This window comes from Streptomyces sp. NPDC008139 (assembly GCF_042957025.1).
In the GTDB taxonomy this organism is placed as follows: domain Bacteria; phylum Actinomycetota; class Actinomycetes; order Streptomycetales; family Streptomycetaceae; genus Actinacidiphila.
Genome location: NZ_JBIBHM010000008.1, coordinates 356,919 through 381,264, shown reverse-complemented (window position 1 = coordinate 381,264; position 24,346 = coordinate 356,919). Strand labels below are relative to the sequence as shown.

26 protein-coding genes are annotated in these 24,346 nt (G+C 71.1%); 19 read left to right on the top strand and 7 right to left on the bottom strand.

Annotation, left to right across the window (positions count from 1 at the left end; translation table 11 throughout):
• Window positions 1-25 precede the first annotated feature (25 nt).
• Window positions 26-967 carry a LysR substrate-binding domain-containing protein gene (locus ACFZBB_RS19710; RefSeq protein ID WP_391123845.1) on the bottom strand — a complete coding sequence of 314 codons (942 nt, stop codon included), beginning with the start codon at window positions 965-967 and terminating at the stop codon, window positions 26-28.
• Between the two features lie 143 nt (window positions 968-1,110).
• Here ACFZBB_RS19710 and ACFZBB_RS19705 point away from each other — a divergent pair, with 143 nt between their 5' ends.
• The 4 genes from ACFZBB_RS19705 to ACFZBB_RS19690 all read left to right on the top strand — a co-directional run bounded on the left by ACFZBB_RS19705 (window position 1,111) and on the right by ACFZBB_RS19690 (window position 3,631).
• On the top strand, window positions 1,111-2,046 hold the full coding sequence (locus ACFZBB_RS19705; protein ID WP_391123843.1) for an LLM class flavin-dependent oxidoreductase: 936 nt from the start codon (window positions 1,111-1,113) through the stop codon (window positions 2,044-2,046).
• Window positions 2,043-2,579, top strand: a complete 537-nt coding sequence (locus ACFZBB_RS19700; RefSeq protein WP_391123841.1) for a hemerythrin domain-containing protein — start codon at window positions 2,043-2,045, stop codon at window positions 2,577-2,579. The genes ACFZBB_RS19705 and ACFZBB_RS19700 overlap by 4 nt, the downstream gene beginning before the upstream one ends.
• Window positions 2,580-2,625: 46 nt before the next feature.
• Window positions 2,626-2,979 carry a DoxX family protein gene (locus ACFZBB_RS19695; RefSeq protein WP_391123840.1) on the top strand — a complete coding sequence of 118 codons (354 nt, stop codon included), beginning with the start codon at window positions 2,626-2,628 and terminating at the stop codon, window positions 2,977-2,979.
• Between the two features lie 175 nt (window positions 2,980-3,154).
• A complete protein-coding gene (locus ACFZBB_RS19690) occupies window positions 3,155-3,631 on the top strand; it encodes a cupin domain-containing protein (protein WP_391123838.1) in 477 nt (158 codons plus the stop codon).
• 209 nt (window positions 3,632-3,840) lie between these two features.
• On the opposite strand, the gene ACFZBB_RS19685 is transcribed toward ACFZBB_RS19690, so the two are convergent.
• Window positions 3,841-4,431: a hypothetical protein gene (locus ACFZBB_RS19685; protein WP_391123836.1), complete on the bottom strand. Its 591-nt coding sequence runs from the start codon at window positions 4,429-4,431 to the stop codon at window positions 3,841-3,843.
• A gap of 106 nt (window positions 4,432-4,537) precedes the next feature.
• On the opposite strand from ACFZBB_RS19685, the gene hemL reads away from it, so the two are divergent.
• The 7 genes from hemL (at window position 4,538) to ccsB (ending at window position 12,578) form a co-directional block, all read left to right on the top strand.
• Complete coding sequence (gene hemL, locus ACFZBB_RS19680) at window positions 4,538-5,845, top strand: glutamate-1-semialdehyde 2,1-aminomutase (RefSeq protein ID WP_391123834.1); 1,308 nt, start codon at window positions 4,538-4,540, stop codon at window positions 5,843-5,845.
• The gene (locus ACFZBB_RS19675; protein ID WP_391123832.1) at window positions 5,842-6,471 is read left to right on the top strand and encodes a histidine phosphatase family protein; all 630 of its coding nucleotides are present in this window, start codon (window positions 5,842-5,844) and stop codon (window positions 6,469-6,471) included. Before hemL ends, ACFZBB_RS19675 begins: the two co-directional genes overlap by 4 nt.
• 249 nt (window positions 6,472-6,720) lie before the next feature.
• Entirely contained in the window at window positions 6,721-8,058 is a 1,338-nt protein-coding gene (locus ACFZBB_RS19670) for a hypothetical protein (RefSeq protein WP_391123830.1), read from the top strand.
• A gap of 83 nt (window positions 8,059-8,141) precedes the next feature.
• A complete protein-coding gene (locus ACFZBB_RS19665; RefSeq protein ID WP_391051954.1) occupies window positions 8,142-8,750 on the top strand; it encodes a redoxin domain-containing protein in 609 nt (202 codons plus the stop codon).
• Between the two features lie 103 nt (window positions 8,751-8,853).
• A complete protein-coding gene (locus tag ACFZBB_RS19660; RefSeq protein ID WP_391123981.1) occupies window positions 8,854-9,540 on the top strand; it encodes a cytochrome c biogenesis protein CcdA in 687 nt (228 codons plus the stop codon).
• A 3-nt stretch (window positions 9,541-9,543) separates the two neighbouring features.
• Window positions 9,544-11,460: a cytochrome c biogenesis protein ResB gene (locus ACFZBB_RS19655; RefSeq protein WP_391123828.1), complete on the top strand. Its 1,917-nt coding sequence runs from the start codon at window positions 9,544-9,546 to the stop codon at window positions 11,458-11,460.
• Window positions 11,457-12,578, top strand: a complete 1,122-nt coding sequence (ccsB, locus tag ACFZBB_RS19650) for a c-type cytochrome biogenesis protein CcsB (protein ID WP_391123826.1) — start codon at window positions 11,457-11,459, stop codon at window positions 12,576-12,578. The genes ACFZBB_RS19655 and ccsB overlap by 4 nt, the downstream gene beginning before the upstream one ends.
• 40 nt (window positions 12,579-12,618) lie before the next feature.
• Here ccsB and ACFZBB_RS19645 read toward each other — a convergent pair whose 3' ends face one another.
• Complete coding sequence (locus tag ACFZBB_RS19645; RefSeq protein WP_391123824.1) at window positions 12,619-13,041, bottom strand: PLDc N-terminal domain-containing protein; 423 nt, start codon at window positions 13,039-13,041, stop codon at window positions 12,619-12,621.
• Between the two features lie 87 nt (window positions 13,042-13,128).
• Here ACFZBB_RS19645 and ACFZBB_RS19640 point away from each other — a divergent pair, with 87 nt between their 5' ends.
• Window positions 13,129-14,580, top strand: a complete 1,452-nt coding sequence (locus tag ACFZBB_RS19640) for a menaquinone biosynthesis decarboxylase (protein ID WP_355340524.1) — start codon at window positions 13,129-13,131, stop codon at window positions 14,578-14,580.
• Between the two features lie 14 nt (window positions 14,581-14,594).
• Window positions 14,595-15,512: a menaquinone biosynthesis prenyltransferase MqnP gene (gene mqnP, locus ACFZBB_RS19635; protein ID WP_355340734.1), complete on the top strand. Its 918-nt coding sequence runs from the start codon at window positions 14,595-14,597 to the stop codon at window positions 15,510-15,512.
• A 137-nt stretch (window positions 15,513-15,649) separates the two neighbouring features.
• On the opposite strand, the gene ACFZBB_RS19630 is transcribed toward mqnP, so the two are convergent.
• Together ACFZBB_RS19630 and ACFZBB_RS19625 are read right to left on the bottom strand one after the other, a co-directional pair.
• Window positions 15,650-16,735 carry a hypothetical protein gene (locus ACFZBB_RS19630; protein WP_391123821.1) on the bottom strand — a complete coding sequence of 362 codons (1,086 nt, stop codon included), beginning with the start codon at window positions 16,733-16,735 and terminating at the stop codon, window positions 15,650-15,652.
• A 274-nt stretch (window positions 16,736-17,009) separates the two neighbouring features.
• Complete coding sequence (locus ACFZBB_RS19625) at window positions 17,010-17,543, bottom strand: rhomboid family intramembrane serine protease (RefSeq protein WP_355340731.1); 534 nt, start codon at window positions 17,541-17,543, stop codon at window positions 17,010-17,012.
• Window positions 17,544-17,757: 214 nt separating this feature from the next.
• Between ACFZBB_RS19625 and ACFZBB_RS19620 the strand changes: the two genes are divergently transcribed.
• The 6 genes from ACFZBB_RS19620 (at window position 17,758) to ACFZBB_RS19595 (ending at window position 22,109) form a co-directional block, all read left to right on the top strand.
• Complete coding sequence (locus ACFZBB_RS19620; protein WP_391123819.1) at window positions 17,758-18,447, top strand: UbiX family flavin prenyltransferase; 690 nt, start codon at window positions 17,758-17,760, stop codon at window positions 18,445-18,447.
• A 153-nt stretch (window positions 18,448-18,600) separates the two neighbouring features.
• On the top strand, window positions 18,601-19,056 hold the full coding sequence (locus tag ACFZBB_RS19615; RefSeq protein WP_188281655.1) for an Lrp/AsnC family transcriptional regulator: 456 nt from the start codon (window positions 18,601-18,603) through the stop codon (window positions 19,054-19,056).
• Between the two features lie 68 nt (window positions 19,057-19,124).
• Window positions 19,125-20,288, top strand: a complete 1,164-nt coding sequence (gene mqnE, locus ACFZBB_RS19610) for an aminofutalosine synthase MqnE (protein WP_391123817.1) — start codon at window positions 19,125-19,127, stop codon at window positions 20,286-20,288.
• 149 nt (window positions 20,289-20,437) lie between these two features.
• Window positions 20,438-20,959: a GNAT family N-acetyltransferase gene (locus ACFZBB_RS19605; RefSeq protein WP_391123814.1), complete on the top strand. Its 522-nt coding sequence runs from the start codon at window positions 20,438-20,440 to the stop codon at window positions 20,957-20,959.
• Window positions 20,960-21,047: 88 nt separating this feature from the next.
• Complete coding sequence (locus tag ACFZBB_RS19600) at window positions 21,048-21,374, top strand: DUF4229 domain-containing protein (RefSeq protein ID WP_391123812.1); 327 nt, start codon at window positions 21,048-21,050, stop codon at window positions 21,372-21,374.
• A gap of 126 nt (window positions 21,375-21,500) precedes the next feature.
• A complete protein-coding gene (locus ACFZBB_RS19595) occupies window positions 21,501-22,109 on the top strand; it encodes a TetR family transcriptional regulator (protein ID WP_391123979.1) in 609 nt (202 codons plus the stop codon).
• Here the strand turns inward: ACFZBB_RS19595 and ACFZBB_RS19590 are convergent.
• On the bottom strand, window positions 22,096-22,902 hold the full coding sequence (locus ACFZBB_RS19590; protein ID WP_391123810.1) for a MaoC/PaaZ C-terminal domain-containing protein: 807 nt from the start codon (window positions 22,900-22,902) through the stop codon (window positions 22,096-22,098). The genes ACFZBB_RS19595 and ACFZBB_RS19590 overlap by 14 nt on opposite strands.
• Window positions 22,903-22,913: 11 nt before the next feature.
• The gene (locus ACFZBB_RS19585) at window positions 22,914-24,188 is read right to left on the bottom strand and encodes a 3-oxoacyl-ACP reductase (protein ID WP_391123808.1); all 1,275 of its coding nucleotides are present in this window, start codon (window positions 24,186-24,188) and stop codon (window positions 22,914-22,916) included.
• Window positions 24,189-24,346 lie beyond the last annotated feature (158 nt).

The window sequence follows — 24,346 nt, the reverse complement described above, 5'->3', positions numbered from 1 at the left end:
CGGTCTCGCCGGCCGGGGGCCGCGGTCAGTGGGGGGTGGGGGCTGCGGGGGTCGGGGGGCGGGTGTTGACCAGGGACCTCACGGCAGTGAGGACGGCGGAGATCGAGGGGCAGGCGATCGTGCCGGTGCGGGCCACGAGGGTGACGTGGCGGGTGAGGGTGAGGGCGGCGGGGGTGACGCGGACGACGGGGAAGCCGGGGCGGTCGGGGACCAGGTCGGGGACGAGGGCGACGCCCCAGCCGTGGGAGACCAGGCCGAGGACGGCCTGCATGTCGTCGGTCTCGGCCACGGCGTCCGGGGCGAACCCGGCGCCGTGGCAGGCGTGCAGGGTCAGCCGGCCGAGCGCCGAGCCCTCGTCGTAGATCCAGGGGTCGCGGGCGAAGTCGGCCAGCGGCAGAGGCTTCCCGGCCCCGCCCTCTTCCGCGAGCGGGTGGCCCGGCGGCACCGCGAGCCGGATGCGGTCACCCGCGACCGGCTCCTCGGTCAGCCCCGGCACGTCCGGCTCGGGGATCTGGTCGTAGCGGGAGGCGACGACCAGGTCGAGCTGATTGAGCCGCACGGCCTGCCGGGCCTCGCTCCTGCGGACGTCGTGCAAGGTGATCCGGAGGTTGGGATGGTCGCGCCGCAGCCCGGCCAGCACCGGCACGAGCAGCGCCGGGCCCTCGTGGAAGGGCATCCCGACCCGCAGGTCGCCGTAGACCTGTCCGCTGAATTCCAGCAACTCCGATTCGGCGGTCTCCAGTTGGGACAGGATGTCCTCGCCGTGCCTGACCAGCAACCGGCCGACGGCGGTCAGCGTCGCCTTGCCGTTCGTCCGGTCGAGCAGCGGCACCCCGGTCTCCGCTTCGAGCGCCGACAGGTGCTGGGAGACCGCCGACCGCGTGTAGTTGAGCGCCTGCGCGGCCCCGGCGATCGAGCCCCGGGCCTCCACCTCGCGCAGCAGCAGCAGTTTCCGTACGTCCAGCACGCCGCAGTCCCTCCCGCCCCGGGGCACCGTCAGTTTTCCTGACGCCCAGCGTCAATTACCGTCACGCCAACGGTACAGCGGGGGCCCGCGGCCGACGGCTTTAATGACAACGACTTCACGCCGAACTCCCGGAGAGACCACTCATGTCCGAGCCCGTGACCGCACCCGCCCCCACGACTGCCGAGCGCGTCCACCCGCTGGAATTCGGCATCGCGCTGAACCCGGAGGCCGCCCGGATCGACGAACTGATCCGGCTCGCCGAACTCGCCGACAGCCGCGGCTTCGAATTACTCGGCCTCATGGACCACCCCTACATGGGCGCCGCCCTGGAGGCGTGGACGCTGCTGTCCGTGCTCGCCGCCCGCACCGAGCGCATCCGGCTCTTCCCCGACGTGGCGAACCTCCCGCTGCGCCCGCCGGCCATGCTCGCCAAGGCCGCCGCCTCGCTCGACCTGATCAGCGGCGGCCGGGTGGAACTCGGCCTCGGCGCCGGAGCCGCGGCCGACCACGGCGGAGGCGGCATGGGCGGCCCGCGCCGCTCGCCCAAGGTCGCCATCGACGCCCTGGAGGAGGCCGTCGCGGTCATCCGCCGGGTGTGGGCGGCCGGGGACGCCCCCGCCGCGTACGAAGGCGAGCACTACCGCCTGGAGGGCGTCGTCCCCGGACCCGCGCCCGCCCACCCGATCGGCATCTGGCTCGGCGCGTACCGGCCCCGGATGCTGGAGGTCACCGCGCGGCTCGGCGACGGCTGGCTGCCGAGCTTCCCCTACCTCGACCCGGCCGCGGTCATCGCGCTCAACCACCGCATGGACGAGGCCGCTTCGGCCGCGGGCCGCGCCCCGTCCGACGTCCGGCGGCTCTACAACATCATCGGCCGGATCGACGGAAACGGCGGCGCGCCCTTCAACGAGGGCAGCGCCGCGTGGACGGAACGGCTCACCGAACTGGTCCTCGACGGCGGCGTCAGCGCCTTCGTCCTGACCCCGATGGCCGACCACGCCCGGCAGATCGAGACCTTCCACGCCGAGGTCGTCCCGGCGGTCCGCGAAGCGGTGAGCAAGGAAGGCGCGAACCGATGAGCACGCCCCAGACCCCGGCGACGGGCAGCGGCGGCGGTACGGCCACCACGCCCGCGGGCCGCGCCATGGTCAGTACGCTGCTCGGCGCGCACGCCGCCCTGCGCCGCGACCTGGACTCGCTCGGCCAGGCCCTGCGGCTGCTCGCCGCGAAGGACCCGGCCGCGCTCGGCGAAGTCCACGCCCGCATGGACGACCTGACGCTGCGTCAAGCGGCCTGGCAGCTCAAGTCGTTCTGCGACATGTACTGCCAGACGGTGCACGCGCACCACTCCATCGAGGACTTCCGGATCTTCCCCGCCGTGCTGCGCATCGCCCCCGAACTGCGCCCGGTGGTCGACAGGCTCACCGCGGACCACCTGGCGCTCGGCTCGCTGCTCGACGCGATGATCACGTCGGTCGGCGCGCTGCCCGACGCCGACTGGGCCACGGCGCAGGACGCCGTCCAGGCGCTCGCCGACCACCTCGCGGCCCACCTGGACCTCGAGGAAGCGCACATCATCCCCCAGCTCGGCCGGCTGTCGAGCTGGATCTGACGGCCGTACGCGTCCCCGTAAGCCTTCCCCTTACCCCGGAGCCCCGATGTTCGCCGTCACCGTCGTGCTGTCCCTCGTCCTGGCGCTGGTCTTCGCCGCGCTCGGCACCTTCAAGGTGATCAACCACCCGAAGGCGGCCGAGACCGCGGAGCACCTGGGCCTGTCCCCGTCCCTCTCCCGCGCCATCGGCCTGCTCGAAATCGCCGCCTGCGGTGGCCTGTTGATCGGTCTGGCCTGGGCCCCGCTCGGCGTCGCCGCCGCGGCCGGCGCCGTCCTGCTGCTGATCGGCGCCACCGGCACCCACCTCAAGGTCCACGACCCGGCACAGGTCGCCGCCTTCCCCGCCTTCCTCGCGGTGCTGTCGGTGATCACCCTGATCCTTCGCCTCAAGACGGCGTGACCGGAGACGGCGTGGCCGGAGACGGCGTGGCCGGAGACGGCGTGGCCGAAGACGGCGTGATCAAGGCGCTGAAGACGGCCTGATTACGGTGCCGCCGCCCCCGCGGGGTACGGTCGCCGCGACGGTACGGCGTCCGCCTCCGCGGGCGCAGCCGTAGTGGCGCAGGAGGTGTCATATGGGTCTACGTCCGCGTACCGCGCATGAACTGAGCCTTGAGCCCCATCCCGGAGGCGGCTGGTACGGCCGGGTCTACACCTCACCGGTCGAGGTGCCCGTGCCGGGTCTCGACGGTGTCCGGCCGACCGCCGTGCTGATCCACTACCTGCTCAGCCCGGGTGAGCGGTCGTCCTGGCACCGGGTGAGCTCGGACGAGCTGTGGCTGTGGCGGCGTGGCGGCCAGCTCCGGCTGCGGCAGGGCGGCACCGGCGGGGCCCCGGTGGAGAACGGCTCGGCGAAGGCTTCAACGACCTTGCTGGGGCCGGGACATGACTATCCCGTCACCCATCTCCAGATGCTCGTCCCCGCGGGCACCTGGCAGTGCGCCGAGCCCGCGCAGAAGCACGAGGTTCTCGTGAGCTGTCTGGTGACGCCCGGCTCGGGCCTCGCCGACATCGAGCTGTACGAGGAGTCGGTGGCGCGCGCGGGAAATTGAGCGCTTGAGGGTGCGATATCCCGTATTGCGGGGGGTATTTGGCGCATGCAGGCCGTTGCGGTGATCCGCCAGTCACCAGTTGGCCGGAAACGCGCAATCCGGGCGGCCCGGAGAAGGCGCGCGGTGGCGCGCGGTCGGGCGCGAGTGTGCGGCGTAGGTCCGCGAAGGCGGGGAAGAACGAGGAAGACGCGAGAGGAAGGGGCGGCCGGTCAGGGCCAGACGAGACAGTAGAGCTGGTGACCGGACTCCTCGCAGCGGCGGGCGAAATCCTGCCATTCATGGAGCATCTGGTAGATCACGAACGCGTCTCTCGGACCGCGTCGGTCCGGCACGGTGGACCATATGAAGGCGGCGGCGCCCAGCGATTCCTCGTTGGCGGTGCGCAGCGGCTCGACGACCGAGTGCGGCAGCCGTACCACCGCGTAGTCCGGGTGCAGCACCACCAGTTCGAGCGGCGGGACCTTGGCGGGGGGTATGCCCTCGATGCCGGTGAGGACCATCGCGGCCATCGTCTCCGGCTTGACCTTGGTGTACATGCCGTGGCCGAGTTCGTCGCCGCCGAGTTCCTCGGGGCGCATGGAGATCGGGACGCGTGCGGCGGTGGCGCCGTCGGGCGCACCGAAGTACTTGTAGGTCACCCCCACTCGGCCACCCCTGCTCCTGCCCTCGCTCGCGGTTGAACGGTTTTCCGGTACACGGTCGGCGGGGTTCGCGGGACGGCGTCGCCTGCCGGTGGGACGGGCGCGTTCGGGCTCGTGCTCGCCCGGTCCTTCGCTCGGTCCGCCACCGCCCTGCTGCATTCCACTACCCGACCATCCGCAGACCCAACCACGCAACCCGATCATCGTCTCAGATGCAGGGTTGAGACGTTGCCGCGCAACGCCAGGCATTTGAGAGCATGTGCATGTGAGCTATCCGTACGAAGCACCAGTGTCCCAGGAACTCTTCGACCGCGCGGCGGCCGTGACACCAGGCGGTGTGAACTCCCCGGTGCGGGCCTTCCGCGCCGTGGGCGGCACGCCCCGGTTCATGGTGTCCGGCACGGGCCCCTATCTCACCGACGCCGACGGCCGCGAGTACGTCGACCTCGTCTGCTCGTGGGGACCGATGATTCTCGGCCACGCGCACCCCGAGGTGATCGCCGCCGTACAGGCCGCGGTCACGCGCGGTACGTCCTTCGGCACACCCGGTGAGGGCGAGGTCGCGCTCGGCGAGGAGATGGTCGCGCGGGTCGAACCGTTGGAGCAGGTACGGCTGGTGTCGTCCGGCACCGAGGCCACGATGTCGGCGATCCGGCTCGCGCGCGGCTTCACCGGCCGGGCGAAGATCGTCAAATTCGCGGGCTGCTACCACGGCCATGTGGACGCGCTGCTGGCCGCCGCGGGATCCGGCGTGGCCACCTTCGGCCTGCCCGACACCCCCGGGGTGACCGGCGCGCAGGCCGGGGACACCATCGTGCTGCCGTACAACGACCTGGACGCCGTACGCGCCGCCTTCGCCGCGCACCCCGGCGAGATCGCCTGCGTGATCACCGAGGCGTCGCCCGGCAACATGGGCGTCGTCCCGCCGCTGCCCGGCTTCAACGCCGGACTCAAGCAGCTCTGCGCCGACGACGGCGCGCTCTACATCTCCGACGAGGTGATGACCGGCTTCCGCGTCAGCCGCTCCGGCTGGTACGGGCTCGACGGGGTGCGCCCCGACCTGATGACCTTCGGCAAGGTCATGGGCGGCGGCTTCCCGGCCGCGGCCTTCGGCGGCCGGGCCGACGTGATGAGCCGCCTCGCGCCCGCGGGCCCCGTCTACCAGGCGGGCACGCTCTCCGGGAACCCGGTCGCGACCGCCGCGGGCCTCGCGCAGCTCAGGCTGCTCGACGAGGCGGCGTACGCGCGCGTCGACGCGGTGTCGGTGGAGATCCGGGAGCTGGTCGGCGCCGCGCTGACCAAGGAGGGGGTCGCGCACCGCGTGCAGACCGCGGGCAGCATGTTCTCCGTCTTCTTCACGGACGACGAGGTCCGTGACTTCGAGGACGCGAAGAAGCAGGAAGCCTTCCGCTTCACCGGCTTCTTCCACTCGATGCTGGCGCAGGGCGTCTATCTGCCGCCCTCCGCCTTCGAGTCCTGGTTCGTGTCGACCACCCACGACGAGCGGGCAGTGGAGCGGATCGCCGCCGCGCTGCCCGCCGCCGCACGCGCCGCCGCGGAGGCCCACGCATGAGCGAGATGACCGTTGTCCACGTGATGCGGCACGGCGAGGTGCACAACCCCGACGGCATCCTGTACGGGCGCGCCCCCGGCTTCCACCTGTCCGAGCTGGGCCGCAAGATGGCCGACCGGGTCGCCGAGCACCTGGCCTCGCGCGACATCACCTACGTCGTGGCCTCCCCGCTGGAGCGCGCCCAGGAGACCGCCGCGCCCATCGCCGCCGCCCACGAGCTGGAGGTCGGCACCGACGAGCGGCTGATCGAGGCGGCGAACGTCTTCGCGGGGAAGACCTTCGGCGTCGGCGACGGGGCGCTGCGCAAGCCCGCGAACTGGAAGTACCTCACCAATCCCTTCCGGCCGAGCTGGGGCGAGCCGTACGTCGACCAGGTCGTCCGGATGACGGCCGCGCTGGCCGCCGCCCGCGACGCCGCCCGTGGGCACGAGGCTGTCTGCGTCTCCCACCAGCTCCCCATCTGGATCGCCCGCAGCTACGCCGAGCGGCGCCGCCTGTGGCACGACCCGCGCCGCCGTCAGTGCACGCTGGCGTCCCTGACCTCCTTCACCTACGACGGTGACCGCATCGTCTCCGTCGGCTACAGCGAGCCCGCGCGTGACCTGGTCCCCACCCGGCTCCTCTAGCGGCACCCCGAAGAGCCGCGCGTGACCTGGTCCCCACCCGGCTCCTCTAGCGGCACCCCGAAGAGCCTGGCCGCGCGTCAGTGCGCCTCCACCGCCTCAGTGATATGTAGGAGCCACCCGAGGGAACCTCGGCAAGTTTTGCCGCATGCCAGGTAACCGCGAGGAACTTGTGAACGTCATGGTGGGTGACCACTTTTCTGCCCACTCGGCCGTCAGGCCGGAGAAGCCGAGAGACGGGACCGTTCCACGATGTGCGCCATGAGCCGCAGGACCCTGTTGACCACTAGCGCCGGGGCGGCGGCGGCCGGGCTCGGCGTCGCCGGCTGCGGTACGGGGAAGGGGGTGAGCGGTGGCGGAGCGACGCCGGTGGCGAGCAAGACCGGCGAGAAGTCGGGGGCGAGCGGCCGCCAGGCCCCGAAGAAGACCGTGACCCTCATCGGCGACGGATCGACGGCGTACACCGGGGCGCAGCCCAACCAGCCCAGGCCCGAGCGGCTGGAGCCCGGCCAGGCGCCGCCGCAGTTCGTGATCTTCTCGTGGGACGGCGCGGGCGAGGTCGGCAACGGCCTCTTCCCCCGCTTCCGCAAGCTCGCCGAGAACCACGGCGCGTCCATGACCTTCTTCCTGTCCGGGCTCTACCTGCTGCCGGAGGGCAAGAAGCTCCAGTACGCGCCGCCGAACAACCGGCAGGGCGCCTCGGACATCGGCTACCTCACCGACCAGCACGTCCGGATGACGCTGGACAACATCCGGCAGGCGTGGCTGGACGGCCACGAGATCGGCACGCACTTCAACGGTCACTTCTGCGGCGGCAGCGGCACCGTCGGCCGCTGGACGTCGACCGACTGGAAGAGCGAGATCGATCAGGCCAAGTCGTTCGTGAAGAGCTGGAAGACCAGCACGGGCTGGCACGACCAGGACCCGCTGCCCTTCGACTACGAGAAGGAGCTGGTCGGCGGCCGGACCCCGTGCCTGCTCGGCCAGGACAATCTGCTGCCGACCGCGAAGGCGCTCGGCTGGCGGTACGACGCCAGCTCGCCGGGCGGCAACCAGGTGTGGCCCTCCAAGCGCGGCGGCCTGTGGGACCTGCCGCTCCAGCTCATCCCGTTCCCCGGACACTCCTTCGAGGTGCTGTCCATGGACTACAACATGCTCGCCAACCAGTCGCACGCGGCCACCAAGTCCGACCCGGCCAACTACCCGGGCTGGCGCCGGCAGGCCACCGCCTCGTACATCGCGGGCTTCGAGCGGGCGTACTCGACCAACCGCGCGCCGTTCTACATCGGCAACCACTTCGAGCAGTGGAACGGCGGGATCTACATGGACGCCGTTGAAGAAGCGTTCAAGCACGTCGCCGCGGCCCGCGACAAGGCGAACAACGGCGACATCCGCATGGTGTCCTTCCGGCAGTACGTGGACTGGCTGGACGCGCAGGACCCGGCCGTCCTGGACAAGCTCAGGACGCTGGAGGTCGGGCAGTCGCCCGCCGGCGGCTGGCGGGAATTCCTCGCCGCCCCCGCCGTGAGCAGCGGCGGGACCAGCAGTTCGGGCAAGGCGCCGGTCGGCGCCGGAACCGCGACTACCTGATCCTTACTTGGGGCAATTGCCGTTTTTGGGGTTGGCGTCGGGGGCGTGGAAGATCGCGCGAAGGCCCATGCGAAACTTTTCACATGAGTCCTACGCGCGCCCTCCGACGCCGCTTTCCCCGCAGTGCCGCGGCACTCGTCGGGGCCGCCGCGCTCGCGATGACGACGGCCGCCTGCTCGTCGACCTCGACCTCGGGGACCGACAACACCAACTTCATGGGCGGCACCGGCGAGATCAACGTCCTCAAGGCCGCCGACCGCAAACCCGCCCCCGACATCTCGGGCAAGACGGTCACCGGCGGCACGGACAGCCTGGCCGCGTACAAGGGCAAGGTCGTCGTCGTCAACATCTGGGGCTCGTGGTGCGCGCCCTGCCGCGCGGAGGCGCCGAACCTCGCCGAGGTCGCCAACGCCGACAAGGACAAGGGCGTGCAGTTCCTCGGCATCAACACCCGGGACCTGGACGTCTCCAACGCCGAACGCTTCGACAAGCGCTTCGAGATCCCGTACCCCAGCCTGTACGACCCCTACGGCTCGCTGATCCTGCGCTTCCCCAAGGGCAGCCTCAACCCGCAGAGCCTGCCCGCCACGCTCGTCATCGACCGGCAGGGCAAGCTCGCCGTCCGCGCGCTGAAGCCGCTCAGCGTCGAGGACCTGCACCGGATCATCGACCCGCTCATCGCGGAGAAGTGACGTGCAGGCAAGCGCCGCCGCCGCGGTCGTCACCCTGAGCGCCGCGACCGACCCCAACCAGACGGTGCTCACCGGGGCGCTGCTGGCCGCCATCCCGATCGCCATGTTCGCCGGGCTGATCTCCTTCTTCTCGCCCTGCGTCCTGCCGCTGGTCCCCGGCTATCTGTCGTACGTGACCGGCGTCACCGGCACCGACCTCGCCGAGGCCAAGCGGGGCCGGATGCTGCTGGGCTCGTCGCTGTTCGTGCTCGGCTTCAGCGCCCTGTTCGTCTCCGGCGGCGCCCTGTTCGGCAACTTCGGCGCGGAACTGCTCGTGCACCGGCAGATCCTCTCCAAGATCTTCGGCGGCCTCACCATCGTCCTCGGCCTGGCCTTCATGGGCATCGTCGGCGGCCTGACCCAGCGCGAATTCCGCTTCCACTACCGGCCCGCGCTGGGCCTGGCCGGGGCGCCGGTGCTCGGCCTGCTCTTCGGCCTCGGCTGGGCGCCCTGCGTCGGCCCCACCCTCGGCGCCGTCAACGCGCTGGCCTTCAACGACGCCAGCGCGGGCCGCGGGGCGCTGCTGATGGCGTTCTACTGCGCGGGCCTCGGTGTGCCGTTCATCGTGGCCGCCCTAGCTTTCCGTCGTACGCTCGGCGCGTTCGCGTGGGTCAAACGCCACTACGTGTGGGTGATGCGCGCCGGCGGCGCGATGCTCGTCGCGGTCGGCGTCCTCCTCGTCACCGGCGTCTGGGACCACATCACCTACCAGATGCAGATCTGGTCGAGCAGCTTCACCCCAGGGGTCTGACCCATGAGCGTCACGGAGAAAACCGAGCGCGAGCCGCGCGAGGGCAACGACAAGGGCACGGGCGGCGAAGCGCCTCAGGAGCGCGAGGGGCTGGGCGCCGCGGGCGCGCAGCTCAGCACCCAGCCCGTCGACACCCTGCGCAGCGCGCCCGCGATCGGCACCCTCGCCCTGCTGCGCTGGATGTGGCGGCAGCTCACCTCGATGCGGATCGCCCTGGTCCTGCTCTTCCTGCTGTCGCTGGCCGCCATCCCCGGCTCGCTGATCCCGCAGCACTCCGACGCGCTCAAGGTCGAGGCGTTCAAGAAGACCCACCCCGGCATCAGCCCGCTGTACGACCGGCTCGGGATGTTCCACGTCTACAGCTCGCCGTGGTTCGCGGCGATCTACATCCTGCTGTTCGTCTCCCTCGCGGGCTGCATCGTCCCGCGCACCTGGCAGTTCGTCGGCCAGCTCCGGGCCCGGCCGCCGGCCGCGCCGCGCCACCTCACGCGGCTGCCCGCGTACTCGACCTGGCGCACCGACGCCGAGCCCGAGCAGGTGCTGCACGCCGCGCACAAGGCGCTGCGCGGACGCCGGTTCCGTACCGCGCTGAGCGACGGCACCGGCAAGGACGGCAAGGGCGGCGGCGGTTCGGTCGCCGCGGAGAAGGGCTACCTGCGCGAGACCGGCAATCTGCTCTTCCACATCGCGCTCTTCGGCCTGCTGATCTCCTTCGCCGTCACCTCGCTGAACAAGGCCGAGGGCGGCAAGCTGATCGTCGAGGGCGACGGCTTCACCAACAACCTCACGCAGTACGACGACTTCTCGCCGTCCACCCTCTACACCGCGGACGATCTCAAGCCGTTCGGCTTCAAGCTCGACAGCTTCGACTCCGCGTACGAGACCAGCGGCCCCGACATCGGCAGCCCGCGGGTCTTCAAGGCCAACATCCACTACTGGGACGGCGCCGACGGCAAGCCCGTCAAGGGCACGATCGACACCAACCACCCGCTGAGCATCGGCGGCGAGAAGGTCTATCTGATCGGCCACGGCTACGCGCCGATCGTCACCGTCAAGGACGCCAAGGGCAATGTGGCCTTCCGGGGCCCGGTGCCGTTCCTGCCGCAGGACAGCAACATCACGTCCACCGGCACGATCAAGGTGCCCGACGCGGTCGGCAAGGACGGCAAGCCGCAGCAGCTCGCCTTCACCGGCTACTTCACGCCGACCGGTGACGCGGGCCAGGGCCCGCGCTCGTTCTTCCCCGGCCTGGAGAGCCCGCTGCTGTTCCTCAACGCCTACCACGGCGACCTCGGCATCGACGGGGGCGTCTCCAAGAACGTCTACCAGCTCGACACGACGAAGATGAAGCAGTTCAAGCTGGAGACCTCGACGCCCGGCATCAACGCCGTCGCGCTCAAGCCCGGCGAGGCCATCACCCTGCCGGACGGCGCGGGCAGCCTCACCTTCACCGGGGTCAAGACCTGGGCCAGCTTCCAGGTCTCCCACCAGTCGGGCAACGAGACCGCGCTGATCAGCGGTGTCGCCGCGATCCTCGGCCTGATGGGCTCGCTGTTCATCCAGCGCCGCAGGATCTGGGTGCGCGCCGTGCCGGGCCCCGACGGCACCACCGTGGTCGAGATGGGCGGCCTCGGCCGCAGCGAGTCGGTGCGGATCGCCGAGGAGATCGGCGACATCGCGCTCCAGCTCCAGCCGGAGGCCCCGGCCCTCCCGGACGAGGACGAGGACGAGGACGAGGACGAGGACCCGGTCGGGAGTTCTGACCTGACCGCCGAGACCGCCGAGACCGCTGAGACCGCCGAGACCGCCGAGGTCGCTGAGAACACGGTCGAGAGCCCCGGCGAGGGCACCGATCAACCGGACAATCCGGTCACCGTAGAGTCAACCCCCCGGACAGACGACGAAGGAGCCCGCGCGTGAATATCGCGTCCGCGGTCAACGAGAACTTCGCGAACTACAGCAACTACCTGATTCGCTCGGCGATGTTCGTGTACGCGCTGGCCTTCCTCGCGCACCTCGCGGAGTGGGTCTTCGGCAGCCGCAGCAAGGTCGCCGTGCAGTCCGCGGCCCTCGCCGCGGAGACGCGCGAGGCCGAGGCGGCCAAGGCGGCGGCCCCCGCGGTCACCGTCAAGGTCGCCCAGCGCGGCGGCGCCACCACCACCCTGGAGCGCCCGCGCCCGCGGACCGTCCCCAAGGTCATCACCCGCGCCTCCGCCAGCGACCGCGGCATCGCCGACGGCCCCGGCGCCGCGGGCGAGGACGAGAAGGGCGACCTCTACGGGCGGATCGCGGTGGCCTTCACCGCCCTCGCCTGGCTGCTGCACTTCGGCGGCGTCCTCTTCCGCGCCATCTCCGTACAGCGCCCCCCGTGGGGCAATATGTACGAGTTCTCCACCACCTTCGGCATGGTCGCCGTCGGCGCGTACCTGCTGCTGCTCGTGCTGAAGAAGAACGTCCGCTGGATCGGTCTGTTCCTCACCACGACGGTCCTGCTCGACCTGGGCCTGGCCCTGTCGGTGCTCTACACCTCCAGCGACCAGCTCGTGCCCGCGCTGCACTCGTACTGGCTGTGGATCCACGTGTCGTGCGCGATCATCTCCGGCGCGATCTTCTACCTCGCCGCGGTCGGCACGCTGCTCTACCTGTTCCGCGACCGCTACGAGACGGCGCTGGCCGCCAACCGCACGCAGAACAGCCGCTGGGCCGACGTCATGTCCCGGCTGCCAGCGGCGGCGAGCCTCGACAAGTTCGCGTACCGCATGAACGCGCTGGTCTTCCCGCTGTGGACGTTCACCATCATCGCGGGCGCGATCTGGGCGCAGGCCGCCTGGGGCCGCTACTGGGGCTGGGACCCGAAGGAGACCTGGGCGTTCATCACCTGGGTCGCGTACGCCTGCTACCTGCACGCGCGCGCCACCGCCGGGTGGAAGGGCCGCAAGGCCGCGTATCTGGCGCTGATCGCCTTCGCGTGCTTCCTGTTCAACTACTACGGCGTGAACATCTTCGTCACCGGCAAGCACTCGTACGCCGGGGTCTGATTCCCCGGGGCCGGATTCCTCACCGGTCGCCCGCGGAGTCCTACTGGTCGCCCTCGGACGGGGCCGCGCCGCCGTCCTTGCCTTCTCTGTTCTGCTTGTTCAGTTCGCTGAGCGAGCGCAGGAACTCCGGATTGTCGTCCGGGGCGACCCACACCTGGCGGGTACGCGGCCGCGGCTCGTCGACCTCGCGCGGGTCCTCGTGCCGCCCGCGGGTCCCTTCGTGGTCCCGGTGCCACTCCGAGGGCGTGGCGCCCTCGGAGGTGCGCACCCGGACCGGGCCCCGCCGCCGGCCGATCAGCAGCCAGGCCACCGGTCCGATCAGCACCTCGCCGAAGAACAGGATGATCAGCACCCACACCAGCTTCGGCAGCCCGCGCACCTCCCGCTCGGGAGTGCCGAGGCAGTCCACGAAGGCATAGATCCACAGCGCGATCACCATCAGGTACGGCAGGTACTTCAGCACAGAGGCCCCCCACGGAACATTGCTCAGGACGCCCAGCCTAACGAGGCGGCGCGTCCGACGCCGGAGCGGGATGGAAGACTGGGGCCCATGGCTTACGACGATCTCCGCTCGTTCCTGCGGGCCCTGGAGAAGGACGGCGACCTCCGGCGGATCAAGGCCGAGGTCGACCCGTATCTGGAGGTCGGCGAGATCACCGACCGGGTCAACAAGGCGGGCGGTCCGGCGCTGCTCTTCGAGAACGTCCGCGGCTCGGTCGCCCCGCTGGCGATGAACGTGTACGGCACCGACCGGCGGCTGCTGAAGGCGCTCGGCCTGAGCGCGTACTCCGACATCAGCGACAAGATCGCCGGGCTGCTCAAGCCGGAACTGCCGCAGGGCTTCGTCGGGATGCGGGAGGCGTTCGGCAAGCTCGCCGGGATGACGCACGTGCCGCCGAAGAAGATCAAGGACGGCCCCGTACAGGAAGTCGTCCTCACCGGCGACGACGTCGACCTCGACGCGCTGCCCGCCCTGTTCACCTGGCCGCAGGACGGCGGCTCCTTCTTCAACCTCGGCCTGACGCACACCAAGGACCCCGAGTCCGGCGTCCGCAACCTCGGCCTCTACCGGCTCCAGCGGCACGACCGGCGCACCATCGGCATGCACTGGCAGATCCACAAGGACAGCCGCAACCACTACCAGGTCGCCCAGCGCCGCGGCGAACGCCTCCCGGTCGCCATCGCCTTCGGCTGCCCGCCCGCCGTCACGTACGCCTCCACCGCGCCGCTCCCCGGCGACATCGACGAGTACCTGTTCGCGGGCTTCGTGCAGAACAAGCGGGTGGAGATGGTCGACTGCAAGACGGTTCCGCTCCAGGTGCCCGCGCACGCCGAGGTCGTGCTGGAGGGCTGGCTGGAGCCGGGGAAGACGCTGCCGGAGGGGCCGTTCGGCGACCACACCGGCTTCTACACCCCGCAGGAACCGTTCCCCGCGCTGACCGTCGACTGCGTCACCATGCGCAAGCGCCCGCTGTTCCAGTCCATCGTCGTCGGCCGTCCGCCGACCGAGGACGGACCGCTGGGCCGCGCCACCGAGCGGTTCTTCCTGCCGCTGCTGAAGGTCATCATTCCGGACATCGTGGACTACCACCTGCCGGAGGCGGGCGGCTTCCACAACTGCGCGATCGTCTCGATCGACAAGAAGTACCCGAAGCACGCGCAGAAGACGATGCACGCCGTGTGGGGCGCGCACATGATGTCCCTCACCAAGCTCGTGATCGTCGTGGACGCCGACTGTGACGTCCACGACCTGCACGAAGTCGCCTGGCGGGCGCTCGGCAACACCGACTACGCCCGTGACCTCACCGTCGTCGAGGGCCCGGTCGACCACCTCGACCACTCCTCGTACCAGCAGTTCTGGGGCGGCAAGGCGGGTATCGACGCGACCCGTAAGCTGCCGGAGGAGGGCTACACCCGGGACGGCGGCTGGCCGGAAATGGTGCTCTCCGACCCGGAGACCGCGGAACGGGTGACCAAGCGCTGGAAGGAGTACGGGCTGTGAGCGGCGAGGCGATCCTGGACGGAGGCAGCGCGAAGGCCGGGCCTCCCCGCGCGAGCGGCGGCGAACCGGTGCGGGCCTTCCTGCGGCTGGTGATGATCGAGCACTCGGTCTTCGCGCTGCCCTTCGCCTACACCGCGGCGCTGACCGCGATGTTCCTCGACGACGGCTCGGTGCACTGGCTGGAGCTGCTGCTGGTCACCGTCGCGATGGTGGGCCTGCGGACCTTCGCCATGGCGTGCAACCGGATCATCGACCGCGAGATCGACGCGCGCAATCCGCGGACCGCCGGGCGCGAACTGGTCACCGGCGCGGTCTCCGTACGGTCCGCGTGGACCGGCGCGCTGATCGCCGTCGCGGTCTTCCTCGGCGCCGCCGCGCTGCTCAACCCGCTGTGCCTGGCGCTCGCGCCGATCGCGGTGGTGCCGATGGTGGTCTACCCGTACGGGAAACGGTTCACCAACTTCCCGCACGCCATCCTGGGTGTCGCGCAGGCGATGGGTCCGATCGGCGCCTGGCTCGCGGTGACCGGCGCCTGGTCGTGGGACGCGGTGATCCTGGGGCTCGCGGTGGGCGTCTGGATCGGCGGCTTCGACCTGATCTTCGGCTGCCAGGACGTGGCGGCCGACCGCGCCGAGGGCGTGAAGTCCGTCCCCGCCCGCTTCGGCATCCCGGCCGCGCTGTACGGCGCGCGCGTCTGCCACGCCGTGACCACGGGCCTGCTGGTCTGGTACGGACTCGCCACCCACGCGGGCGTCTTCTGGTGGATCGGCCTGGCGGTCGTCGGCGCGGCGTTCCTCTACGAGCACTCGATCGTCCGGCCGCACGACCTGAGCCGCCTCAACCGGGCGTTCTTCCAGGTGAACGGTTTCATCGGAATCGCGCTCTTCGTGTGCGCGCTGCTCGACCTGAGCGTGCGCGGCCTCGGTTTGTAGAACCGCCGTCCTGGTGACCGGGCCGCGCACGTGAGGCGATTCCCGGGGCCGCAGGTCGTACGGCCCCGGGCCGGTGCTTACGGCTCGGGGCCCGTGCTTACGGCTCCGCGCGGGTGTTCACGGCTCCGCGCGGGTGCTTACGACTCCAGGCCGGAGTCGTCCGCCGAGCTGTCGTCGCCGTGGCCGAAGGCGAACATGAACAGGCCCATCAGGTCCTGCGGGTTGAGGACCTTGGCGCCGGAGGGGGCGCTGACCGGGTCGGCGCCGCTGTTGATGTCGACCACCAGGGGCAGCTTGCCCTTGGCCTTGGTGTCGAACTGGGCGACGTCCAGGCTGATCCCGGCGAGCTTGCCGCCCTTGACGGCGACGTCCACGGCCACCGTCTTGTTCGGCACCTTCTCCAGGTCCGACGGCTTGAAGTCGGGGATCTGCTTGGTCAGCGAACCGAGGCTGCCTTCCAGCTCCTTGGCGAGCTGCCGCGCGGGCACGGTGACCTCGACGTGGTCGGCGCCGTCGTGGTTGCCCAGCTCCTTGAACTTGGCGTTGTTCACCAGCGCCTTGCGCAGCGCGTCCACGACCTGCTGCTGCGTCTTGGCGTCCAGGCCCTTGCTGGTGTCGGGGAGCGCGCCGAGCGGCGAGTCGCCGTCCTTCGACATGGACTTGGCGAAGGACTCGAAGGACTTCAGGTCCAGACTGATCCAGTCGCCCTTGAGGGCGGACTTCACCGAGGCGAGCGAGGCGGGCAGTTCGTCGGCCATGCCGAGGAACTCGTTGAGCTGCGTGGCGTCCTTGCTGGAGGAGCCGATCAGCGTCTCGAAGCCCTTGAGGTCCAGGCGCAGGTACACCTTGTCGTTCACGGCCCGGACGTCGACCAGGCTCTTCTTGCCGGAGCCGTCGGCGCCGAGCTGGAAGGCGAAGGAGCTCTTGTCGCCGTCCTTGAGGTCCTTGAACGCCTTGTCGGCGCTGAGGGCGACGGCGACCCGCAGGTCGGCCAGCGTCTTGGCCGTCTCCTTGGTGAAGTCCTCCTCACCCTGGAGCGCGGTGTAGATCTGGTCCGCCGAGGCGTCGAAGCGCACCCCGAGGGTCAGCGACTTCTCGCCGTTGAGCTTCTCGAAAGCGTTCTTGACCTTCGTGTCCGGGCTGGAGGCCGCGGCCGTCCCGCAGGCTGCGGAACCGGCGGCGATCATGGCCACGACTCCGGCGGCGGCAAGGCCCTTGCGCATGGTGATGATGACGGACTCCTTGGACGTGACGGAAGAAAGTGTGACTAGAAGGATAACTGTGCGGAGGCTGTGACTCGCGGGAGTTTCCGCCCGGCACGGGGCTGTTGGCGGGGGATCGGCGCACTTCAGCGCGTGGTCGCGGCCACGGGGTCGCGGGTGTCACGGTGTCGCAGTGACCCAGTGACCCAGTGACCCAGTGACCCAGTGACGCGGTCTGACGGTGTGACGGTGTGACACCGTCCCGTCCCGACGCGGCCGTCGTGCCCCGTGGACGTCACGCCGTGACGGCCACCGTCCGTTCGCGGAACAGGAACGCGGCCACCACGCCGCCGATCAGCCCGAACAGGTGCCCCTGCCAGGAGACTCCGCTCGCGGTCGGCAGCACCCCCCACAGGATCGAGCCGTAGACCGCGCCGACGACGACGCCGACCACGATGTCCAGCGCCCTGCGGTCCACGAAGCCGCGCACCAGCAGATAGCTGAACAGCCCGAAGACCAGCCCGGAGGCGCCTGCGGTGTTGGTGTGGGCCGGGGCTATCAGCCACACGCCGAGGCCGCCGATCACGATGACGGTGAAGGCGACGGCCAGATAGCGGCCGATGCCGCGCAGCGCGGCGATGAAGCCCAGGACGAGCAGCGGCAGGCTGTTGGAGGCCACGTGCCCGAAGCCGAAGTGGATGAAGGCGGACGGGACGACATCGATCAGCTCGGCGGGCTTGCGGGGCACGATGCCGAGCGAGTCGAGACGGTGCCCGGCGATCACGTCGACCGCCTCGATCACCCACAGCAGCCCGACCCAGCCCAGCATGAGGACGCCGGCGGCCGTCACCCGGCCGCCCGCGCGCAGCGGCGCGAGCAGCGAGTCGGCGCGCCCTCCCGTACCGGCTGATCGTCCCGCGGTCTGTCCGTACGTCACCGAAGCCCCCCTCAGGTCCAGTGCTCTCCAGTGTGCACAACGTCCGCGCACGCCTCCCGGGTTCCCGCTCGCGCGGGTCGATCGCGAGGTCGTTAGGGTCGGCCGTATGGACGACACCGAGCGCAGGCCGTGGGTGGTGGGCGTGTCCGGGGCCTCCGGGACGCCGTACGCCGCGGCCGTGCTGCGCGCGCTGCTGTCGGCGGGCGAGGCGGTGGACCTGGTGGTCAGCCGGGCCGCCCGGCTGACGCTGCTGGACGAGACCGGCGAGCCGTTCAGGGACGCGCACTGGCGCGAGGACCTGGCCCGCTGGCTGGCCCGCGGCGCCGACGGCACCACCGACATCACCCGCGACACCGGCGTCGCGGACCTGTCGGCCGTACGGTACTGGCCCGCGGGCGACCTGGCGGCCGGTCCCTCCTCCGGCTCGTACCCGGCCAAGGGGATGCTGATCGTGCCCGCGAGCACCGCGTGCGTGGCCGGGGTGGCGCTCGGTCTTTCCAAGGACCTGCTCCAGCGCGCGGCGAGCGTCACGCTCAAGGAGCGGCGTCCGCTGGTGGTCGCCGTCCGCGAGACGCCGCTCGGCGGCCAGACGCTCCGTCACCTGGTGGCGCTGGACGACGCGGGAGCCGTGGTGCTCCCGGCCTCGCCCGCCTTCTACGCGGGCGCCACGCACATCCAGGACCTGGTGGACTTCGTGGCGGGGCGGGCGCTGGACGCGGCGGGGGTGCCGCACAAGCTGTACCGCCGCTGGCGCGGCGAGCTGGGCGGGGGCCTGAGCGAGGGATCGGGCGGCTGAGCCGCGCGGCGCGCGCGATTCCTGCGGGCCAGATGGTCCGGACCTGGGTGATTCGGGCATCGGAAGAGCAGATGCGCAGGGCGCGCACCCGTTGATGCCTTAGATTCTTGTCCGGACAGCGCAGTCGCGGCACGAACGGGAGGGTCCATTCTGATGGACGCGGTGGACAGGCAGCTCATCCAGGCGTTGCGCGAGAACGGCCGGGCGTCGTACGCGGAGCTGGGCCGACTCGTGGGTCTCTCCGGTCCGAGCGTCACCGACCGCATCAACCGCCTCGAACAGGCAGGGGTGATCACCGGCTACCGCGCCACCGTCGCGCCCACCGCGCTCGGCCTCGGCGTGACCGCGCTCGTCGGCCTCCAGTTGAGTGACGCCGCCGACCACGAAGAGGTCGCCACGCGGCTGCGCGACCTGGACGAGATCGAGGACTGCTGGTTCATCGCGGGCGACGACTCGTACATGCTCAAGGTCAGGGTCGGCGACGTCGACGGCCTGGAGCGCACCATCCGGCGGCTGTCCGGCACCAAGGGCGTGGCCAGGACGCGTACCACGATCGTGCTGTCCACCAAGTGGGAGAACCGCGTCGGGGCGCTTCCCGAAGAGGCGTGAACGGGGGTGCCTTCCGGCCGATGGCCGGGGGAGTAGCCTCGGTGAGGTCGACTTGGTAGGAGGAGCAGATGGACGCTGGGCTCAAGCGCGAGCTGGAGGAGAAGGTCTACGCCGGTGAGCGGCTGACCCGCGAGGACGGCATCGCGCTCTACGCGTCCGACGACCTCGCGTGGCTGGGCGGCCTCGCCCACCACGTGCGCACGCGGAAGAACGGTGACGTCGTCCACTTCAACGTCAACCGGCACCTCAACATGACGAACGTGTGCACCGCGTCGTGCGCGTACTGCTCCTTCCAGCGCAAGCCGGGGGAGAAGGACGCGTACACGATGCGGATCGAGGAGGCGGTCAAGCTCGCCAAGGCGATGGAGGGCGACAACCTCACCGAGCTGCACATCGTCAACGGCCTGCACCCGTCGCTGCCGTGGCGCTACTACCCGCGCTCGCTGAAGGCGCTCAAGGAAGCGCTGCCGCAGGTGTCGCTCAAGGCGTTCACCGCGACGGAGATCCACCACTTCGAGACGATCTCCGGCATGTCGGCCTCCGACATCCTGGACGAGCTCATCGACGCGGGCCTGGAGTCGCTGACCGGCGGCGGCGCCGAGATCTTCGACTGGGAGATCCGCCAGCACATCGTGGACCACCGCACCCACTGGGAGGACTGGTCCCGGATCCACCGCCTCGCGCACTCCAAGGGCCTCAAGACCCCCTCGACCATGCTCTACGGCCACATCGAGGAGCCGAAGCACCGCGTCGACCACGTCCTGCGGCTGCGTGAACTCCAGGACGAGACCGGCGGCTTCCAGGTCTTCATCCCGCTGCGCTACCAGCACGACTTCGTGGACATGAAGGACGGCAAGGTCCGCAACACCCTCCAGGCCCGTACGACGATGGCCTCCGGCGCGGAAGCGCTCAAGACCTTCGCGGTCTCCCGGCTGCTCTTCGACAACGTGCCGCACGTCAAGGTCTTCTGGGTCATGCACGGCCTGTCCACCGCGCAGCTCGCCCTCAACCACGGCGCGGACGACATGGACGGCTCCGTCGTCGAGTACAAGATCACGCACGACGCCGACGACTACGGCACGCCCAACAAGCTCACGCGGGACGACATCCTGGACCTCATCCGCGACGCGGGGTTCCGGCCGGTCGAGCGGAACACCCGCTACGAGATCATCCGGGAGTACCCGGGCCCCGACGAGTCGCGCCGGGAGTCGCCGCAGCCGATGCGGGTGTGACGCCGCGGGGCCGACGGGCGCGGGTGCCTGTCGGCCCCGCGGCTGGTGGACGCGGGTGCCCGGCGGCGCACGGCCGGCGGGCGCGGCGCTTTGGGCCGGGTGTGACGCCGGTGACAGCGTCCCGCGCCGGTAATGGCTACGCTGCCCTTATGGGTCTTACCTGTGAGCTTGATCCGCTCATTGACGACGAACTGACCGACGGCATCCTCGCCCTGTGGACCGATGTGTCCAACGCGGGGGGTGCCGTCGGTTTCGTGCCTCCCGTCACCCCGGACGACGTCCGTCCCGACATGGACCGGTCACTGGCCGCCGTCCGCTCCGGCGAACGCCGCCTGCTCGTCGGCCGCGACGAGGACGGTCGCGTCGCCGCCACCGCCTTCCTCGCGTACAACAGCCACCGGCTCATGACGCACTGGATCTGGCTCTACACGCTCATGGTCCACCCCTCCCACCAGGGCCGCGGCCACGGCCGTACGCTCATGGCCGCCGTCGAGGAAGCGGCCCGCGGCTTCCACGGCATCGAGGCCGTCCGCCTCACCTGCCGCGGCGGCACCGGCGTCGACCACTTCTACGCCGCCTGCGGCTACAAGGAGGTCGGCCGCATTCCCGCCGCCATCCGGGTCGCTCCCGGTGACGACCGCGACGACATCGTGATGCTCCTGACGCTGTGACGTCGGCGCGACGCTCCGAGGGGCGGCCGGTGTTCCGGGTCGCACACCCTCTTCCTCCGGCGCGGAGGCGGCGTGCTTCACTGAAGGCATGTTCCGTTACACCGCACTGCGCTTCGGCCTCATGGTCGCCTCCTTCGGCGTCATCTGGGGGCTGGTCCGGCTGCATGTCCTGCCAGCGGGGCTGGGGGACTCGAACTACCTGTGGGTGGTCCTGCTCGCGCTGATCGTGTCGGCGCCCCTGAGCTGGGTGCTCCTGCGCGGAGCCCGCGAGCAGGCGGCCCGTCAGGTGTCCGACCGGGTGGAGCGCACGCGGCTGAACCTCGCCGCGAACATCACCATGGAGGACGAGGCGGACGACGCCGCGCGTGACTCCACCCGCGAGACCGCCCGCGACGCCGAGCCGCACACCGCCTGACGCCTGCCCCTTAGGCTTGCCCCGGGGTGGCCCTCGGGGTGTCCCCCCGGGGGGAGTCAAAGGGGAGAGGTGGGGCCGGTGGCTGTGCGGGGCAAGAGGGTGCCGCGAGCCGTACGCGAGCAGCAGATGCTGGACGCGGCGGTGGCGACCTTCGCGCGGCGCGGATACCGCGCCGCGTCCATGGACGAGATCGCCGAGGCGGCCGGGGTCAGCAAGCCGCTCGTGTACCTCTACCTCAACTCCAAGGACGACCTCTTCACGGCCTGCATCCGCCGCGAGGCCGAGGCCCTGAAGGCGGCCGTGCGCGCCGCCGTGGAGCCCGGCGCCGCCGCCGACCGGCAGCTCTGGAGCGGTCTGCTCGGTTTCTTCGAGCACACCGAGGCCCATCCGGACGGCTGGACCGTCCTCTACAGCCAGGCCCGTACGGTCGGTGAGCCCTTCGCGGCCGAAGTGGCCGTCATGCGGGCGGAGATCGTCGCCTTCGTCACCGAGCTGATCGCTGCCGCGGCGCGGGACGGTGGGGCGTCCTGTGACGAGGCTCTTGCCGACCGGGAGGTCGCGGGTCTGGCGCACGCGCTGGTCGGCGCGGCCGAGTCGTTGGCGGGGTGGGGTGCGGCGCATCGGGGTGGTGCCTCGGGTAAGGAGTCCGCTGCCACGCTGATGAATTTCGCCTGGGCCGGGCTGTCCAATCTCATGGCTGGGCGGCGCTGGGTTCCTGGCCCTACGGGCCAGTGACGGTCCCGGTGAGATGGAGACGCCCAGGCGAGCGGAGCTCGAAGGCCCCGGCGGCAGCTCCGTACGTGACAGTCGTGGGCAACAGCACCGGAGAGTGAAAGACGGCCTCAAGCCCCCCCGCCTCCGGAACCTCGGCAGCACACCGCGCAACCGTCCACATGCCATGCGCGATAGCCCGCGGAAACCCCAGCATCCGCGCCGTCAGCGGATAAAGGTGAATCGGGTTGTAGTCCCGCGACACCCTGGCGTGCCGCCGCCCAAGATCGGCGGCCAACCGCCACTCACCCACCACGGGCAACGGCGCCCGATCGCCGCCCCCGCCCCCGGAAGCCGAACCGCCCCCCGCCCCACCCCCGTGCCGGGCCAAATACGTGCTGCGGTCCTCCCACACCACCTCCCCGTCCACCCGCGCCTCCGTCACCAGCTCCACCTCCGTACCCCGCCGGTGCCCGCGCAGCCCGGCCGCGTAGGCCGTGATGTCGGGCCGGTCGGCGGCGGTCAGCGGCGCGCGGGAGACCAGCGAGATCGAGGTGTGGACGAGGCCCAGCATCGGCAGCGGAAAGGCGCGGGAGGCCATGATCCGCGCGGCCAGCGGAAAGCCGAGGACGTGCGGGTACGTGAGCGGGAGCGGGCCCGCGCCGGAGGCGGGGAAGCCGCAGACCGAGGCGTAGGCGGCGAGCCGCGCCGGGTCGATGCGTACGGCCGGGGCGGTGAGCCGGACCGGCGGCACGGCGGCGGTCGCGGAGGGCCGCTTGCCGATGCCGGTCACCACGCCGCGGCCGAGGGTCAGCATGAGGGCCATGGTCAGGCCCCCAGCAGGGACTGCCCGCAGACGCGGACGACCTGCCCGGTGATCCCCCCGGAGGCCGCGGCCGAGAGCCAGGCGACGGTCTCGGCGACGTCCACGGGGAGGCCGCCCTGGCCGAGGGAGTTCATCCGGCGGCCCGCCTCGCGGATGACGAGGGGAACGGCGGCGGTCATCCGCGTCTCGATGAAGCCGGGGGCGACGGCGTTGACGGTGATGCCGCGCTCGCGCACCTCGGGGACGGCGGCCAGGGCGCGGACGAAGCCGATGACGCCCGCCTTGGACGCGGCGTAGTTGGTCTGGCCCGCGTTGCCCGCGATGCCGCTGATGGAGGCGGTGGCGACGATCCGGCCGTGGGCGTTGAGCGCGCCGGACTTCAGCAGGTGGTCGGTGGTGCGCAGCACGCTGCCGAGGTTGACGTCCAGGACCGGGTCCCAGCGGTCGGCGCCCATGTTGGCGAGCTTGCGGTCACGGGTGATGCCCGCGTTGTGGACGAGTACGTCGAGGCCGTCGGGGGCCGCGGCGGCGATCCGTTCGCCCGCGTCCGGCGCCGTGATGTCCAGCGGCAGCGCGCTGCCGCCGAGCCGGGCGGCGACGGCGGCCAGCGCGTCCGCGGCCTGCGGTACGTCGAGGCAGACGACGTGCGCGCCGTCCCTGGCCAGCGTCGCGGCGACCTGTTCCCCGATGCCGCGGGCCGCGCCGGTGACGAGCGCGACGCGCGCGCCCTCGCGCGGAGCGGCCTGCGTCCCGGACGCCGCCGGGCCGACCTCGATGACCTGCCCGCTGACGTACGCCGACTTCGGCGACAGCAGGAACCCCAGCGCGGCCTCGGCGTCGGCACCGGGCGCCAGTCGTACGAGCTGTACGGTCCTGCCGCGGCCGACCTCCTTGCCGAGGGAGCGGGTGAAGCCTTCGAGCGCCTGCTGGGCGGCGGCCTGGTGCGGGTCGGCGGGGTCGATACGCGCGCCGAGTACGACGATCCGACCGCAGGCGGCGAGCGACCGTACGAGCGGGTGCAGGGCGGCGTGCACGGCGCCGAGCCCGGCCGGCTCGGCGATCCCGGTGGCGTCGAGGACGACGGCGGCGTACGGAGCGTCGGACGCGGGAGCCGGAGCGGGTACGGCCTCGCCCGCCGTCAACCGCAGCACGGGACCGTCGAGTCGGGGGTGCTCGGCGGACCAGCGCAGCAGCGGGGTCGGCTGTGGCAGGCCGAGGCGGCGGGTGAGGAAGCGGCCGGGGGCCGTGCCGGTCAGACGAAGGTAGCGATCGGCCATTGGCCTTCTCCTTACTCTGGAGTAAGTTTACCGGCGGTAAGGCTACTGGTGAGTCACCGTTCCAGCAAAGAGTTCTGAGGTCCAGCACAGAGCCCTGGGTTCCGGCAAGGAGCCCGGGGCTTCGGCAAAGAGCCCCGAGCCGCCCTCGGGGAGCCCTG